This is a genomic window from Mycoplasmopsis bovirhinis (genome assembly GCF_900660515.1).
Taxonomy (GTDB): domain Bacteria; phylum Bacillota_I; class Bacilli_A; order Mycoplasmatales; family Metamycoplasmataceae; genus Mycoplasmopsis; species Mycoplasmopsis bovirhinis.
In genome coordinates, this window is the sequence record NZ_LR214972.1 from 208,119 (window position 1) to 224,720 (window position 16,602).

A 16,602-nucleotide genomic window follows, 5' to 3' on the forward strand; every position below is an offset into this window, starting at 1 on the left:
ATTAATTATCCCTCCCTCTTGGTAATCCTGGTCTTGGTGGACGTGTATAGTCATAAGCATATTGTAATGAGAAGCGATATAATGATGAAGTACCGGCAACTCTAGTAATTTCTCAGTTAGTATCAACTTCCATTAATGGAATAATGAAAGCTGCATCACGTACTATTTTTTCGAGTTCTCCAATAAACACAAAAACATATTCTTGTGTTCATCCTTGAGCAACTTCTTCACTAGTAAAGTTAGCTGAGAAAAAGGCACTTAAACGATCTCCATAATCAACTAATGATTCACCATTTTTAGCAAATGAAAGCTCAATAAATTTCTTTCAAAAATCAAAGCTAATAGCTGTTTGACTAACTGATTGTTGGATATTTAATCTTTCTTTAGTAGCATTTGTTGCTTTAGCAATATCATCAATTGACATAGTATTGATTATAAAATGTTTGTAAGCTTTTTTAAGTCTTGCTAATTTCATATTCTTGTTATTTAATAATAAATATTCAATAATACTTGCCACAAAATCAGCTTTAAAGTTAGTTCCTAAATCAATTGCTAATTTTGTTGAGTATTGTTTTACAAAATTATTAATTAGGTTATTTTTTCTCGTTCCATCATCTTGGTTTTTAATCTGGTTAAATTCAGATGCTAAAGTTGAGTTAATAATATTTTCAACTTTAGTTATCTCAGCTTGCAATAAACTTTGGAATGTTTCAAAATTACTTTTTAAATTATTCTTTTCAAGTAATAAGTCAACAATATAATCAGTGTAACCAAATGATCCAATTGGGTTATTTTTAAATCCAATTGTTTTTTGTGATAAAGTATTGATTCCATCATCTTTAAAGAAAGAAGCAACATAGTCTTCAGCACCATTTCCACCTAATTTATCATAGTTTTGGTAAATAATATCATATTTGCCTTCTTCGATATAGGAAGCAAAAGTATTTTCTGGTAAGTTTTTAAGCTCTAAATCAATAAAATCCCCAAAAGCAATTTGCAAGGATTCTTTTAAGAATAGACCAGCATTTTTTTGCTCATCTGAAGAATTATTTAAATATCTTAATGAAAGTTTTGATAAATTAGGATATTTTTTCTTAAAGCGGCCCATGTAAAAGCGCGCAGTATTTAAATTATAAGCAAAATCTTCACGGTTCGTTTTTTCAAATAAAAAATTTTTAGCAAGGTGTACAACAAAATCATAGTTTTGTAATGGATACTCAACTCCATCCTTTGTTTTAGAGTTTAAGTCACTAAAGTATGTTTCGATATTTTTACCATTTTCAGTTTTATATTGACCATATGAAGTAAAAGTATTAACTGGGAATGAGAAATCTCAACCAACAAACTTAATAATATTTTCACGATTAATTGAATAATAAATTGCATTTCTTAAGTCTTGATCTTGCAAGTAACTATTTCCGTTTGTTTCGGCATCTAAGTTAAACCCGTAAGCAATAGTTCCATATCCACTATTTTTATTTAAAAAGTTTTTATAAATTGGACTTGATCAATAGCTACTAATTTTAGTTGCTGGAATATAAGTTTGTGAAATATACCCATCTTCAAAGAAAGTAGTGTTAATATTACGATCTGATGAAAAATAAATTTTAATTTTATTTGATATTGTATTTTTAGCATCAAAATATTCATTGTTCTTAGTTAAAATGATTTGACCTTGTGGGCCTAAAACAACGTCACTAGGGTCCATTAAAAATGGTCCAGTTGTAATAAATGTCTTAGGATCAGCACCATATTTATCAATTCCACCAGCCACAGTTTCAACGTAGCGGCGGTTTATTGGATAAATATTTGTAACAATATTATTAATTAAGAACAAAATGCCTGGGGTTTTGTTTTGGTCAAAAATCATCGTAAAGGCATTTTCTGAATTAGCTAATTGGTTGTAACTTGGTTTTATTTTACCTTCATTATCAATAGTATATTCTTGATATGGGTTAACAAATGGGTTTTTAACTAATGTTATAGTTTGTAAAGTTCCATTTTTTGAAATATTGAAAGTTTGGGTTTCTTTTGTGAGATCAAAATTAGGATTAAGAGCTAAATTTTCACTAATTGTTTCATTAGAATAATCTAAATATAATTGCCCTGTATAAAACCCAAATTCTAAAGCTGCTTGTTTAATTTTCTCAACATCTTCTGTGTCAACATAATTGCCATTTTGATCTTGAATTTGTGGTTGTCAAACTTTTTCTTCATGGTCTTGTACATATTCATTATAGCTATTTAAAACATATTTTCTACGACCAAATGGGTTAATGTAATTTTTATTATATTTAGCTAAATATTCTTTTTGTGCATTAATGAATTTTTCAGCACCACGCATCCCAAATTTTAAAATTTCATCAAGTTTTTGAGACCCTGTGTTTAAATCAAGAATATATTCAAAATAGTCACGTAAATCTTGAGCGCTAACATAATCACCATTACTTCATCGGTTCAATTTATTATTTAAAAATCCAGTAAATGCCATATAGTTGCTAGTATTTTTTGGATTTCTAAAACCATAAATAGTTGCAGTTCTACCAACATCAGAAGTAGATGAAGCTTTTGCAAGCCCACCAATTAAGTTAAAGTTAGTAAATTCATAAAAAGAACGTGTAATTAAACCATAACCATTATTATTGGTACCTTTTAAAGAATTTTTTAATTTGTAAAAATCATCAAAATCAGCAGATAATTCACCGTTTTGATTTACAGATTGAGATGTTTCAACCATAGCCATGGCAAAATTATTTGTTTTAATTATTCTTTTTAAGTTGGTATCTGGTCCTAATTTAATAAAGGAGTCTACTAAAGAAGGTAAGATCTTATCAACTGATTTATAACGAACGTAATTTAAGTTATTAATTGGTTCAGTTGCCAACCCTAAATCATAATCAATGGATGAGTTAAGTTTTTGTTCATAAGGATTATTAGCACTAGGGCTACAAGATGCTAAAAATGCCGCAGGCGCCATTAAAAGATTAAAAAGCAAAAAATTCTTTAATTTTATTTTTTTCATACTACCTCCTATCCTGTTATATTGAATTGGTAATCAATTGAAATAACTGCTTTACCAGTTTTTTGGTTGTTGTTATCTAATTGGTTAGTAATTTTAATTGGAGCTTGTGAGCTTGTTTTACCATTTTCAGAAATTGTTTCTAAGTCTCCTAAACTAAAGTTTGCGACAAAATTATACTTTTCATCAACAAATTCAAGAATATATGAATGTTTAGGCAGCAATAATGCATCACGGTATTTGCCCATAATTCCATAATCTGAAACTCACGAAGTATAACCTAAATCTTCAAGATGAACTTTTGAATTTGCATCACCTTGTTTTTGTAAGTAGAAAATATTATTAGTTTTGCTAATGTTAATTGGTAAGTATTTAACTTCTTGTGTTTCTAAGTCAGTAAATTTAACAAACTTAACTTTAGAAGCTAAATCATTTTTAATATAACCATACATTGCGACTGCATCCATACCTCTATGACGGAAAATTCCAGAGATATTTCTTGAACCTACACCGTAATTAAGTAACTGTGAGATAAAGAAGGCTTTTGGACGTGAAGTTATTGCATTACCCTCGAAATCTTTTAAACGGATTGTATTATCAATTACTTCGTTTCCTAAATCATCATAAAGTTCCATTCCAATAGTTAATTTTTGGAAACGATCTTTAAAGTATCCATTGTTTTTTGATAATAAATTACCAAAGTATGAAGAATTTCTAGTTTCACCATATGACATAAATGATTCTGCATCAGGTAAAGCTCTTCCTAAGGTTCTTAATTGCTCCAATGTTGCTTTAAGACTACTTTGAGCATCGATTGAAGTTAATTTTGCCAATTGAGCATTTCTTAAATTTTCATATTCTTTTTTCTCGTCTTCATTAGCAAAGGAAACTCTTTGTCCATTTACTAGTTTTCCATTATTAGATACTGCATCATCATATTCTTTGTATTTTTCGTAGTCAGCTTTACGATCTAGTAAATTTTGGTAAAAAGTTTTTTGAGTTACATATTTTTTATTTTCTAGGTATTGTGCATTTAATAAAGCATAAACTGAATCACTAATGCTTTTTTGGTTATTTTGACGATCTTTTCAAAAAGCAAGTCTGGTTGCATCAATAACATAATCAAGTCCAGTTTGTGCTTCGTTAACACCTTTAACGTAACTAGGTAATCCACCAAAATCATCTCAACTTGGAATATATGTAGTTTGTACATAATCACGTGTTAAAGTTTCAGAAAGGCTGTAAACATAGTCGGTAAACTTATCATTAACTAAAGGTTCAACTCTAGTTAAGTTATAGTTTATAACATCACTTGAAGGATTTCCATCACTAAATAATGAGTAGTAAATTTCTTGGTTTTCTCCAGTTATACCAAGATAGTCAAACCACATTGAGTTACCAAGTAACCTCCATAAATCTTGACTATTTAAATTATTAACAATTTCTTCAACTTTATCTGGGTGACTTATTCCAAAGTTTTCTTGCACGTATTTAACAAACATATCTTGAATATCTTTTACATCAAAAACTTTTACACTAGACGCTTTAGTTGGAGTAACTGTTTTATCAAGTACAAAACTTCGGGTAAATTGTGGATCATCAAAAGTTACCCCATATCTTTTACTAAAAATTGCACTATTATTAAGCAATTCTTTTGCAGGGTTGAAATTTTTCACAAAGCCAAAATGGTGAGATTTAATGAAACGTTCCATAATTTCATTAGCTAATAATTGTTCATAATTTAAAATCTCACTAATTCCTTGTTCATTAGCAGCTGCAGCTTTAAATAAATCAAAGTCAATTTTAGTTTTCACATAATCAATATCTCAATTATATGTTTCAGTTGCAGCATCAACTAATTTAGCTTTTGAATAATCAATTGAAATATATTCAAATAAATCAGCTAATGAAGTAAATGCTGGTGATTTATTAGTTTTACCTGCATCAGTAATTAAGGCAAATTTACCTTCTGGATAAGCTTCATAAAGACTTTTGCCATTAGTTAATGTTAAACGTCCTTTAAGGTTGTTTAAAACAATCTTTTTAAAGTTTTTATCAACATATTCTTTATTCTTTGAGTATTGAAAGAATAATTCTGGATCTTGTAATTGATTATTATCATTTAAGAATAAGAAGTTATATTTAATTTGTGAATTAACATTTCTCATTCCTGTGAATATCCCACTAAAATTAACATGGAATGCAACCTGCATTTGTGAATTAATATAAGTACCTTGTCTTGCTAAATAATTAATTAAATTATTGTGTCTTATATATGATTCAATGTGTAAATCACTTCAAGTAGTTCTTGGCATTGTATAGGACGCTTTAATTGCGTAATTATTATCTGATTGCTTATCTACAAAGGCATATACATTATTAGATTGTGATAAATAATAGTATGAAAAATTATGTTGACTTTGGTTTAAATGCGGAACACTTGAATTAAGTAAATCAAAAACTTGACTCACTAAATTATTACTATTATCAATAGCTGTATATTCAAATGCATTTCTTGTGTTGTTTTGAGCAAAGATATTATTATAATCTGGATTTATTTCAGCTTGGTTAGTACGTGATAAGTATTTATCAAGTAATGTTTTGCTGTGCACACGATTGAAAAATCCTACTAAGTTTAACTTTGGATCCGCAGTAATAATTGTATTTCCAGTATTTCAACCACTTTCAGATACAGTACGAGTAATTAAATCTTGAAAGCTCTTTCGAATAGTTGCAATTCTAGTTTGTACATAAGTTAATTCAGCTTGAGTTAATGGAGTATTTAAAGGAACATTTATCACAGGATTTCCATTTAAATCAAACATATTAATTGCTCTAACAACTGTGTTACCAGCTTCATTTTGTCCAAAAGTAACCGGATTCAATGAATATTCGTTTGGATTATTAGGATTAATTTGAACAGCTTTCTCTGTTAAATTAGTTCCTAATCCATCTTTTAATGATGCAAGCAACTTACCAATTACAACGTCTTCAAATTGGAAATTATCTTTAGTTCCTGAGAATGATTTTAAAATTCCACCAATGTATGGATTTAAGGTTCCTGATTCTTCATCAAATGAATTAGCAATAAATAAATCGCCTAACTTCACATCACGAAGTTTAGCTGCTTTTTGTATTCCTTCAAAATCTTGTAAGAATCTACGTTTAGGATTATTAATAATATTTGCAATATTTTGACGGTCATTATCTGCTGAACCTCAAATATCTTCTTTAGTTTCAACATATTTAGTTCCATCATTCTTAATGTAAGTGAATTTTAAGAAGCTTCCTTTTTCACTCTCATTACCAAGCGAGTTAACTCTCGTAACTTCAAGGTTAGTACGAGCATTTAAGTAATTTCTTAAAGCATCTATTGAATAATATGAAGATTCGTTTATTCCCCTGTTAGTTGAAAGACCTCCCACAAGAACAGCTTTAGAATTATCATTTAAAGCCTGGCTTGAATCTAAAGTAAAGTGGTGACCATATTCATGTGCTCCAACATATTTTAAGAAATCTGTTGGTAGACCATCAAAATCATCTAAGCTAGCAGCTAAGAGTAAAGGAATTCCGATGCGGTCTGAATCACTAAGACCATAAAAATCACCTTCTTCAATCGAATACTCGTAAACATAATCCTTATTTAATTTTTTCACAATGTGTGGACCATTAAGTTTGACTTTTAAATGAGGATATTTACGTAATACTCGGTTTATTAATCCATTGTATGTTTCAACGTACACTTGGTATTGACGAGTTTCTAATCCTTTAAGTTGTTTACCCTCTGCATCAACCATCGTAACGTCTTCTGGTCCATATTGTAAAGCAGCAGGACTAATAGATCCACGGTAACCAATTGCAGCTTTGAACTCATCAAAAGCATTAAGCACATCATCAGTTAAATTTTTAGCATCAAATTCAATGTTTATATTCTTGTTAAATTGAGCTTTGAAAACACCATCAACAACTGAAAAAGATTCAAGCTCAATTTCAAAGACATGTTCATCAATTTTATTATTTAGGTTGCTATCTTTAATAGCCTTTTTATTTTTATCTAAAGCTTCAGTTCTTGTTTGATATAAAGCTTGTTTATTACCGTTTTTAAAAATTCAAAATTTTTTCTTACTTTTATCTGAATTTTGCACATATGATTCGTAATCATAAAAATCAAGGAAGCTTTTTAAGTTTGCATCTAAAATTGTTTTAAATGTTTCATATGCAGAGAATCAAAATGGATCTTTATCTTCTGATTTCATTACATATGTATGTTGAGTTCCATCCCCAAATTCAAAAACAATACTCATAGTTGTTTGCACTTGATTAAGTTGGACATTAACAACTTTAGCTTTTTGGAATTTTCTTTGTGCATTTGCATTAGATGAATTTTTAAAAATCTCTAAATATTTGTTACCTTCATTTTCGTCTAAGAAGTTATTTTTAATAAATGTTTTCAAACTGTCTACTGTACTATTAGTTGGAATAACAAAAGTTCCATGTCCCTCAGCCTTTTCTTGTTGGGTTAAGGCAAAATCAGTTTCTTTCTTAGCTTCATTTGGTAAAACTAAAAACTCCTGTCCAATTAAATTAGTTGGATTATTTAGTTTTACAAAATATTTACCACTATTATTTTTTAAGGCAGTGGCAGCTGGAATATTTTCTAAGAAACTATCTAAATTGGCTTTAGATACCTTGTCATCAAACAATGAATATGTTAGTGCATCAACAGCATTACCTTGTCCTTGGCTAGTTGAATAAATTGGCATTGAACCAAAGAAAGCATCAGGGAAGAATTTAATTTCACTACTTTCTTTATGTAATGAAGCATGTGAACCTAAAGTAATTGAATTACCATTTTGCTCAACTCCTTGGACAATTCTAAAACTATCAAGTGTTAAAAGGTCTGGGCCTCATGAAACATTGTTAAAAAATCATAAAGTAAATTCAATGAATTGTTTTGGTTTAACGGCTAGAACATATTCATTGTAAAAACTAAATGAACCATACTTAACTTGTAAAATAAAACTTTCATTAAAAAGTTCATAATAAATTTTGAAAAACTGGTCAAAATCATATCATGTCTTAGGGTCAGTAACAAAGGCAAATTTGTCATATGTTTCATTAACTGTTGCAACGATTCTTGACTTTGACGGGTTAAGAATAGCAATTTCAGGTTTTAGCTTATTTTGTTCATCGCGAATTTGAGAAAAATCATTTCTTAATTCTCGTTGAGTGAATCCTGAATAAGTTCCATTAAGTTCATCAGAATTTTTAGCATAAGCAAACATACCTCCAACTGTTGAACCAGATACTAAGGTAATTAAACCTGCAGATAATAGAACTTTGGTTTTTAAACTTAATTTTTTCATTTGTACCTCATTTCTTTCAATTTAGTAAACTGTAATCTACATTTTATGATATTTATATTATATATAAATATATTTTATATTTTACCATAAAATTTAAGAAAATCATAGTAATTTATTTTTTAGTTTTGGTGCTTTATTTTACTTTATTTATCACTTTATTAGGAGGTAAAATGACAATAAAGCTAAAAAATACATTAAAACTTTTATTAGTAGTTGGAACTTTAGGCGCAGCTGCTGGTAGCATCCCCTTAGTTATCAACTTTGTAAAAAAAACTCCAGTTGAAGAACAAAAACCAAGAACAATTAATTGATCTATAAGTATATCGACTTTATCTAATGAACTAAAAGGGCTAATTCAAGAAGTAAAAACATCCCAAGAATCCTATCAAAATCAAATCGATAAATATAATCAATCAATTGAAGAAAATAATGCAAAAATAGTCCAAGCTAAAACTAAACTTAATGAAACAACACAAAAAAATCAGCTACTATCAAATCATGATCTAAATATAGAAGTTATTAATAATCATTTTAATTCATTAATTGAATTAGTTAATAATGACATATTTAAGCAAAACTTAGTAAAGTATATTCATGATATTGATCCTAGTTTAAAAGAAAGTAGTGAATTTTACAAAAAAATTAAACCAACGAAAGAAAATTCGTTATATATCATTAAAGACATTATTACTAAAAACAATGAATTAAAAAAATTAATCGATAATAACCAAAATTTCTTTAGCAATTCAAAACATAACCTGGAAACTTCTGAAAAGCTTGATACATTAGCTGACCAGTTTTTAAAAAGAATTAATTCTATTAATGAAGGTCAATTAACTATTTCTGCCACTAGAGATTTCTTATTAATGTATGAAAGATTTTTAAAAACAATTAAGAATAATCAATATATTAAAGAATTTAGTCCTGAAATATTAACTTTAGAAACAAATATTGCTGAAAAAGAAATTGACAATTCACAAAATAAAACTAAGCTAGCCTCAGGTGCTATTAGTTTATTAAATGTCCTTGCTTTGTATAATAATGAAATTACTAATTATATTAATGAAAATATTGCTAAATTAAATACTTTAATTATTGATAATGTTCAAGAATCACAAATTACAAGTATCTATTTAGAAACAATTCAAAGTTTAAGCATTTACCAAAAGCAATTTAATTCTGATTATAAAAATATTTTAAATACACTTAAAACAACTTTTGCATCTAACCAAGAATTAATTGCTAAATTAGATGAATATCACGAAGATTTCAACAACTTAACAAAAGAATTAGATAAAAATCTTCGCTCAGGAACTACTGAAGAGCAACTGCGTATATCAGCAAACAATATTAATATTACTTCACAAAAAATAACTAGTTCATTTGCTAGTTTATTAGAATTATTTTCAAATAAACTAGCAAATGAATATCAAAAACTTACAGAAAATTATCAATTACTAAAAGAAGATAATTTACAATACCAAAATAAAGTTGCTCAAATTGAAGCATTAAAACAAAAAATGAAACTTACTCAAGATGAAATTGAAGTATTAGAAAATGAAATTATTAAAATTAGAAATTCAAAAGAAATTGTTCCAGAAATTGCCGAATTAAATATACAAATTGCAAACCAAGATATAAATAAAAAAACTAAAGAAATTAAGGAATTCAAAGAACAAATTATTAACACACAAGAAGAAGCAAATAATTTAGAAAACAATATCAAGCAAAAAACTTTAGAAATTAATACCATTATTAATCAAAATAACATACTTTTTATTAATAGTAGTTATTTCCAAAATATTCTAAAACGAAATTTATCACAAATTCAAAGTTTAACAAACGAAATAAAAATTTTAACATTAAGAAATAATTACAATGAAAATAAAAATAAAGAGCTCGAAATATTACTTGATAAACGACAAAAACATAGTGATCTTTTGACAACTCAAGTTTCTGAATTAAATGATGAAATTTTAACTAAACAAGAAGATATTAAAATACTAAAAGAAGAAATAGTTGTTTTAAATAAACAAAATGAAGAACAAAATAACGAAAATTTAGATCTTCAAAGAGAAATTAACCGGAAAAATACTAAAATATTAGAACTAGAAAATGAAGTTTTATTATTAAAAAATCAAATTAATGAATTAAATATTGTTATTGCACAAAAAGAAGATTTAATTGATCAATTAACTATTGAAAATCAAAACCTTAATAATGAATTAATCAAAGAAAAAAATCAAAAAGAAGAAACTCAAAGACAAAATAATCTATTGCAAAACCAAAAAGATAATTTAGCAAATCAAAACAATGCATTGCAAGGCGAATTAAACAACCAAAATGCCTTAATAAATCAATTAAGACAAGAAAATGCGGATTTAAATCGTCAAATATCTCAGCAAAACCAAATTATTAATAATTTAAACAAACAAAACCAAAATAATAACAACCGTATTAATGAACTAGTTAAAGAACTTGACCAAGAAATAATTAAAAACAATCAGCTTGTTGCTGAAAATTTAAACCATACTAATGCATTAAAACAAGCAAATAATCTAATTAAAACACTTGAAAGTCAAGTGACAAACTTAAAACAAACTATTACTAGCTTAGAAGCAACAAATGCATCACTTCGAAACAAGGTAACTAATGCATTAGGTAAATTAGAAAATATCCTAAAACAATTGAATAATTATAAGGCTACATTCACATTACAACCAACTTCACAAACAATTACCAATTATACAAGGTATGAAAATCGGATTGCTTACGAAATTTCATATAATTCCTTAAATACCTTAAGAACAACTATAATTAATTTACTTAATGAAGTATTAAATATTTTAAGGTAAAAAAGTAATTTAAAACTTAACGTAGGTAATGACCTATGTTAAGTTTTTTAGTATTAAAAATACTCAGATTGATATCTGAATATTAGTGTTTTAACTTATTATGATTTAGTTTTATTAAAATAATAAGTGGTTATTTTTGATTGTAATTCATCAGAAACAGGTTGAATGTTTTCGTGGATTATTCCAGTTTTATTATTGATTTCGTATAAATTAATTGCAGTTTCATCATGACCACTAATTGGATCTAAAAAATAGTTTTGCAACACTTGCTCATAATCAGAAATATTTGTAGGTACATAATTTACATAATCAAAATTCGTAAAATTATATTTATCTTTAATTGTACTAAAATCCAAGATAGCAATCTTACGTGCTAAAAATAGACCAATAAAATCTTTTTTCTCTTTTAATGTCGAATGTTTACTTAAAGCTTCTTTAAGTTCTTCTAAATTGGAACTAATAAATTCATATATTAATGCTTTTTCAAAACTATCGTATGAATTTTGGTATTCAATAGCTTTTTTTGATTCCTCAATATTGTTTATGGCAAGTTGATAAAAATCACTTAAATTCGCATCAAGGTAATTTTTAATAATCTTAACAAATAAATTAATACGATCACTAAAATCTACTTTCTGGTTATTTTGATAATTTTCTTGAATTGCTAAATATTCATCATATGATGCCTTGTTTTCTTCTGAGGATAAATCTATAAGATTAGTAAATTTACTAATGAACTGATTTAAATATTCTTGATTTAAGCTTGCTGTTTCTAATTCAGAAAGTTCATTAATTTTTAATTCTTTTCAATTAGTTGCTAATCTTTTAAACATTGTTTTAGTTTGCATATGAGTAAAATCAACTTGATTAGTTCCTAAGCGTAATTCTTTAATAGCATTATTTTCCAATAATGCTTTATATGAATTAATAATATCAATAGTTCCTTGGAAAAAACTTTCTGAAACTTTTTGTGCATATTTTTTTGCATTTTCTTTTGAAACACCAGAAGAAATAACTAGTCCATCAAGTAATAAAATATTATTTTTTGGTTTTATTGCTCTAATGTGTCCATCTTCAACTAAATTGGGAAAATTATCTTTACCATAATATGCATCAATAGCATCACCATTATACATAATAGCAACATTAACATCATTACGCGAAGGGTTAATTAAATCATTAACTATCTCTAAGCCATCACCTTTAAATGCAATATGATTTGCATCTTTAATGTTATAACCAGTACCATCATTAATTAAATCAGCAAAAGCATCAATTAAAATTTTATACGTTTCATTACCATCTGTTTCATTATCTAAAACATATCCTGTAAAGTTATTTTCAGTTCTCCCTGTAGGTAAAGGTCAATATGATGAACCATACATCATATTATCTCTAATTGAATCTGTAATATATCATTTATTAAAGTTATTTAAAGACATAATCTTTAAAACATTAACTAATGATAAAGGATCTTTAATATCATTATTTTGAAAAGTATTTTTGTATTTTTCGAAATCAATTGATCCATTGCCAGTAGCGTTGTCTACTGCTATAGGATTTTTCTTAATATTATAGCTAACAACCATATCTTGTGAAAAATATGGATAGAAGTATTCTCAAAGCTCATTATCGTCTTCAAGTTTATATTTTAGTAAATGATCCCAAATTTCAGGTCTTAAGGTTAATTTCACAAATTGTTTAATTAACTGTTTTTTGTTAAATGCTTCACTAAGCTCTTTTTTATAGGTTTCTTGTTCTGTTATTGAATAATTAGTAAAATCTTGTGAATTAACAAGAGTTTTTAATTTATCATATTCTAAAAAACCTTCAAGTTCTTCAAGTCCTAATAAGCTAGCATAGTCAATTTTTCCTATTAGTTTTTTACGAACTAATTCAGCAGCTAAAAAGTCTGATCCAATTCCAGCTACTGCTTTATTATTTATTAAAGCAGTACTAAATTGGTTTATTTCGTCAAATTCTTTATAGTCAAATGTTTCATTTAATTTATCAATGTTATCACTTGACATATAAGATTTATAGTTATAAAAACTTGGTTTAAATTTTTTGGTTAATTTAGTTGATAAAACAGCTGTAAAAATTCCTGCAACACTTAAAATTCCACTTGAAACTAATACTTTATTTTTATGAGTTTTTCAAAAATTCTTTTTCATTATTTTTTAGATTTATATACTGCGTAAGCGATATTTGAAATTAAAACAATAAATAGTACTATTGAACCAAGCACTAACCCTCAAGGTTCAAAAGCCCCTTCATATAATTTAGTTCCTAACGTAGAAGTATTTGACACAGTTCGAGTAATAATAAAATCATCAAAACTAAAAACTGAGCTTACTACTAGTACAGTAATAATTGAAGGGATCATGTACACTAAATATGTTTTAACTCATGATTTAAATTTTGAATAACCTAGATCTTGTGAAGCTTCATATAAGTTGTTGTTAAATTTTTCACTTCTTGGCAACATTAATAAAATACCATAAGGCAGTGTCATAACAGTATGACCAACAATTACCCGGCCAAAACCTTCGCTATCAACAGCAACGATACCAAAAAATGAACTAAAAACTAAAACTAGTCCAATGGCAGTAATATTATCAGGGTTTATTAGTGGAATATTTGAAGTAACTGAAAGAGTTGTTCTAAGTAATTTATTTTTACGTCGGTAAATTGCATAAACAGTTGCTAAACTTAAACTAATTACTAGTACACTAACAATAAATCCAAGTAAAATGGTATTAATTAAACTTAAATCACGACCAGCATCAAAAAGACCTTTTCAATTTTCAAAGGTACTTCCAACTCAAGTAGGGTTAAATTCACCTTTTGGTGTGGGTTTGTTAAAACTAAATACAACACCAAAAACAAGCGGAACATAAATAAAAGCTAAAATAAGATAAATATAACTACTTCTTAAAAAGCTAGTAACTTTATTCATAGTGTGCTCCTTTTTTAAGTTTAAAAATAAGCTTAGGAACTATTTGTAATAATGAATAAAGTCCAATAAATATAGCTGAAACAACAATAACAAGCATTGAACCACTACTTAAATCATATTTATTACCAGGGTTAATCTTGGAATTGATTACAATTCCAATTAATTGTTTTTGTGAACCATCTGGCAATAATTTAGCACTAACAATAAAAGTTGTTGCACTAGATAAAAAGATTATTCCTAATCCACTTAAAATAGCTTTAGTTCCATAAGGAATGACAACTTTAAAAATTGTTGCAATTAAGCCATAACCTAAATCATGACTTGCTTCAATAATGTTTTTTGGCATATCTTTAAAAACAGTATATAAGGGCATAACCATCAAAGGAATATTAAGATAAGTTAATCCAAAAATAATGAAAAATTCGTTATTTAATGATTTAGGATTTGTAGCTAAAACTGCTAAAGCTAAACCTTTAATTGAGTAAATTCTAGCTACAGTAAAAATAGCAAGAGGACTAATCATTAAACTTAGTGCAAAGATTTTGAATAGTTTAGATTTTGAAGTTGAGACAAAATATGCATAAGGAAAACCAATTAATAAACATAAAATTGACGATATAACTCCAATTCATAATGATCTAAAGATAATATTTCAAGTATTTGAATCTTTAATTAAAACATATGCATCAAAATCAGTTGTTGAAAACGCACTAATAACAATCATTAAAATTGGTAATAAAATTAAAAAAATTGCTAAAAATAAGTATGGTAAAAATAAATATGCTTTTTTGTCAAAAGTAAAAAGTGCTTTAATTTTTGAACTCATTATGATTGTAATCTCACTTAGGATCTTTTTTCATTAAATGAATTGAATCAATAGTTCAACTTAAATATACTGTTTCATTTAATTCAAATTTTTTAGCAGTTTCAACATTAAAGATATTTCCATCATTAGCTTCAATTTTTAAATAGTAATAGCTTCCTCTGTATGAAACATCAATAACTTCACCAACTATCTTACCATCTTTTTTAACTTGAGTTCCACTAGTAATATCAATATCTTCAGGACGAATTAAAACATCTACTTCAGTATTTTTTGGAAATTCATCATCTTCGTGAATAGTCTTATATTTTCGACCAAATAATTTAACATTTCCATCTTCAGCCATTTTAGCGCTAAAAACATTTGAATCACCAATAAATTTAGCCACTCAAATATTAACTGGGTAGTCGTAAATATTTTTAGGAGTATCATATTGTTCAATTATTCCATCACGCATAATTGCAATTCGATCAGATAATTCTAAAGCTTCATCTTGGTCATGAGTTACGAAAATAAAAGTTAAGCCAAGTTCTTGTTGTACGCTTCTAAGCAATACTTGCATTCTTTGACGAATTTTAGCATCTAAGGCACTAAGAGGTTCATCTAAAAGTAAAATTTCAGGCTCAATTACGAGGCTACGGGCTAAAGCAACACGTTGCTTCATTCCTCCAGAAAGTTCTGAAATAGATTTAGTTTCATTTCCTGATAATCCAACTATTTCAATAATACGCTTCGTTTTTTCATTTAACTCATCTTTAGTCATGCGGCGCTTGAAATATTTGTTTTCATAATCTTGAACCTTTAAGTCTACGAAGTTTTCTCAATATGAATATTTAAAATCTGAATCATCAAGCCAGCTTTGACGTTTGTTAAATTTAAAAGTACCAGGTTTTAAAGTTTGTAATTCTTCTAAATATTTATCTTGAATTTTATCAAGTTCAACCATTTTAGCTTTTGCTTTTGCTTCTCAAGCTACCTTTTTTTTCTCAAGTTCATTTAATCGGTAGCTACTTACAGTATCTTTTGGAACTCTCTTAAGCTTAAGTCCATATAAAATATTTCCATAAACATTTAAATGGGTAAATAAAGCGTAATCTTGAAAAATTGTTGAAACATTTCTTTTGTGAGGTGAGAGATCTTTAATGTCACGGCCATTAAATTTAATCTCTCCCCGTGTTGCCCATTCAAAACCACCAATTAATCTTAAAATAGTAGTTTTTCCTGAACCAGAAGGGCCAAGTAAGGTGACAAATTCACCACGATTAATTTTTAAATCAATGTTATTTAAAACTGTTTTATTGTTGTCAAATGTTTTGACAATATTTTTTAATTCTATAATGTGTTTGATATTCTTTTTATTATTTGTTTTCAATTTGCTCCTTTCTAACTATAATCTAAAAATTATTAGTTAAAGGGGAGACGGTATCAAAAAGATTCTCGCAATATTCTTCCCTATTGCAAGGTGCGCAAGGATATAAAATTTCAGTAAAGAGGTTTAAGATATTTTTAATCTGTAAAATCTTTTGTAAAATCATTGTCCTTTTCATAATTGTTTTATATTATATATAAAAAAAGAAAAA

At 27.2% G+C, this 16,602-nt stretch carries 7 protein-coding genes; 1 reads left to right on the forward strand and 6 read right to left on the reverse strand.

What is annotated here, in order from left to right:
* Position 1: 1 nt before the first annotated feature.
* Both EXC44_RS00840 and EXC44_RS00845 read right to left on the reverse strand, forming a co-directional pair.
* On the reverse strand, positions 2-3,022 hold the full coding sequence (locus tag EXC44_RS00840; protein ID WP_129621047.1) for an ABC transporter substrate-binding protein: 3,021 nt from the start codon (positions 3,020-3,022) through the stop codon (positions 2-4).
* Positions 3,023-3,030: 8 nt separating this feature from the next.
* On the reverse strand, positions 3,031-8,385 hold the full coding sequence (locus tag EXC44_RS00845; protein ID WP_129621049.1) for a PDxFFG protein: 5,355 nt from the start codon (positions 8,383-8,385) through the stop codon (positions 3,031-3,033).
* 170 nt (positions 8,386-8,555) lie between these two features.
* Between EXC44_RS00845 and EXC44_RS00850 the strand changes: the two genes are divergently transcribed.
* On the forward strand, positions 8,556-11,240 hold the full coding sequence (locus tag EXC44_RS00850) for a hypothetical protein (protein WP_129621051.1): 2,685 nt from the start codon (positions 8,556-8,558) through the stop codon (positions 11,238-11,240).
* 98 nt (positions 11,241-11,338) lie between these two features.
* On the opposite strand, the gene EXC44_RS00855 is transcribed toward EXC44_RS00850, so the two are convergent.
* The 4 genes from EXC44_RS00855 to EXC44_RS00870 are packed head-to-tail and all read right to left on the reverse strand — an operon-like array spanning position 11,339 to position 16,394.
* On the reverse strand, positions 11,339-13,414 hold the full coding sequence (locus EXC44_RS00855) for a type 2 periplasmic-binding domain-containing protein (RefSeq protein ID WP_129621053.1): 2,076 nt from the start codon (positions 13,412-13,414) through the stop codon (positions 11,339-11,341).
* Positions 13,414-14,199, reverse strand: coding sequence for an ABC transporter permease (locus EXC44_RS00860; protein ID WP_099309295.1), 786 nt, complete (start codon positions 14,197-14,199; stop codon positions 13,414-13,416). The genes EXC44_RS00855 and EXC44_RS00860 overlap by 1 nt, the downstream gene beginning before the upstream one ends.
* Complete coding sequence (locus EXC44_RS00865; RefSeq protein ID WP_099309294.1) at positions 14,192-15,025, reverse strand: ABC transporter permease; 834 nt, start codon at positions 15,023-15,025, stop codon at positions 14,192-14,194. The genes EXC44_RS00860 and EXC44_RS00865 overlap by 8 nt, the downstream gene beginning before the upstream one ends.
* The gene (locus EXC44_RS00870) at positions 15,009-16,394 is read right to left on the reverse strand and encodes an ABC transporter ATP-binding protein (protein ID WP_129621055.1); all 1,386 of its coding nucleotides are present in this window, start codon (positions 16,392-16,394) and stop codon (positions 15,009-15,011) included. Before EXC44_RS00870 ends, EXC44_RS00865 begins: the two co-directional genes overlap by 17 nt.
* Positions 16,395-16,602: the final 208 nt, after the last annotated feature.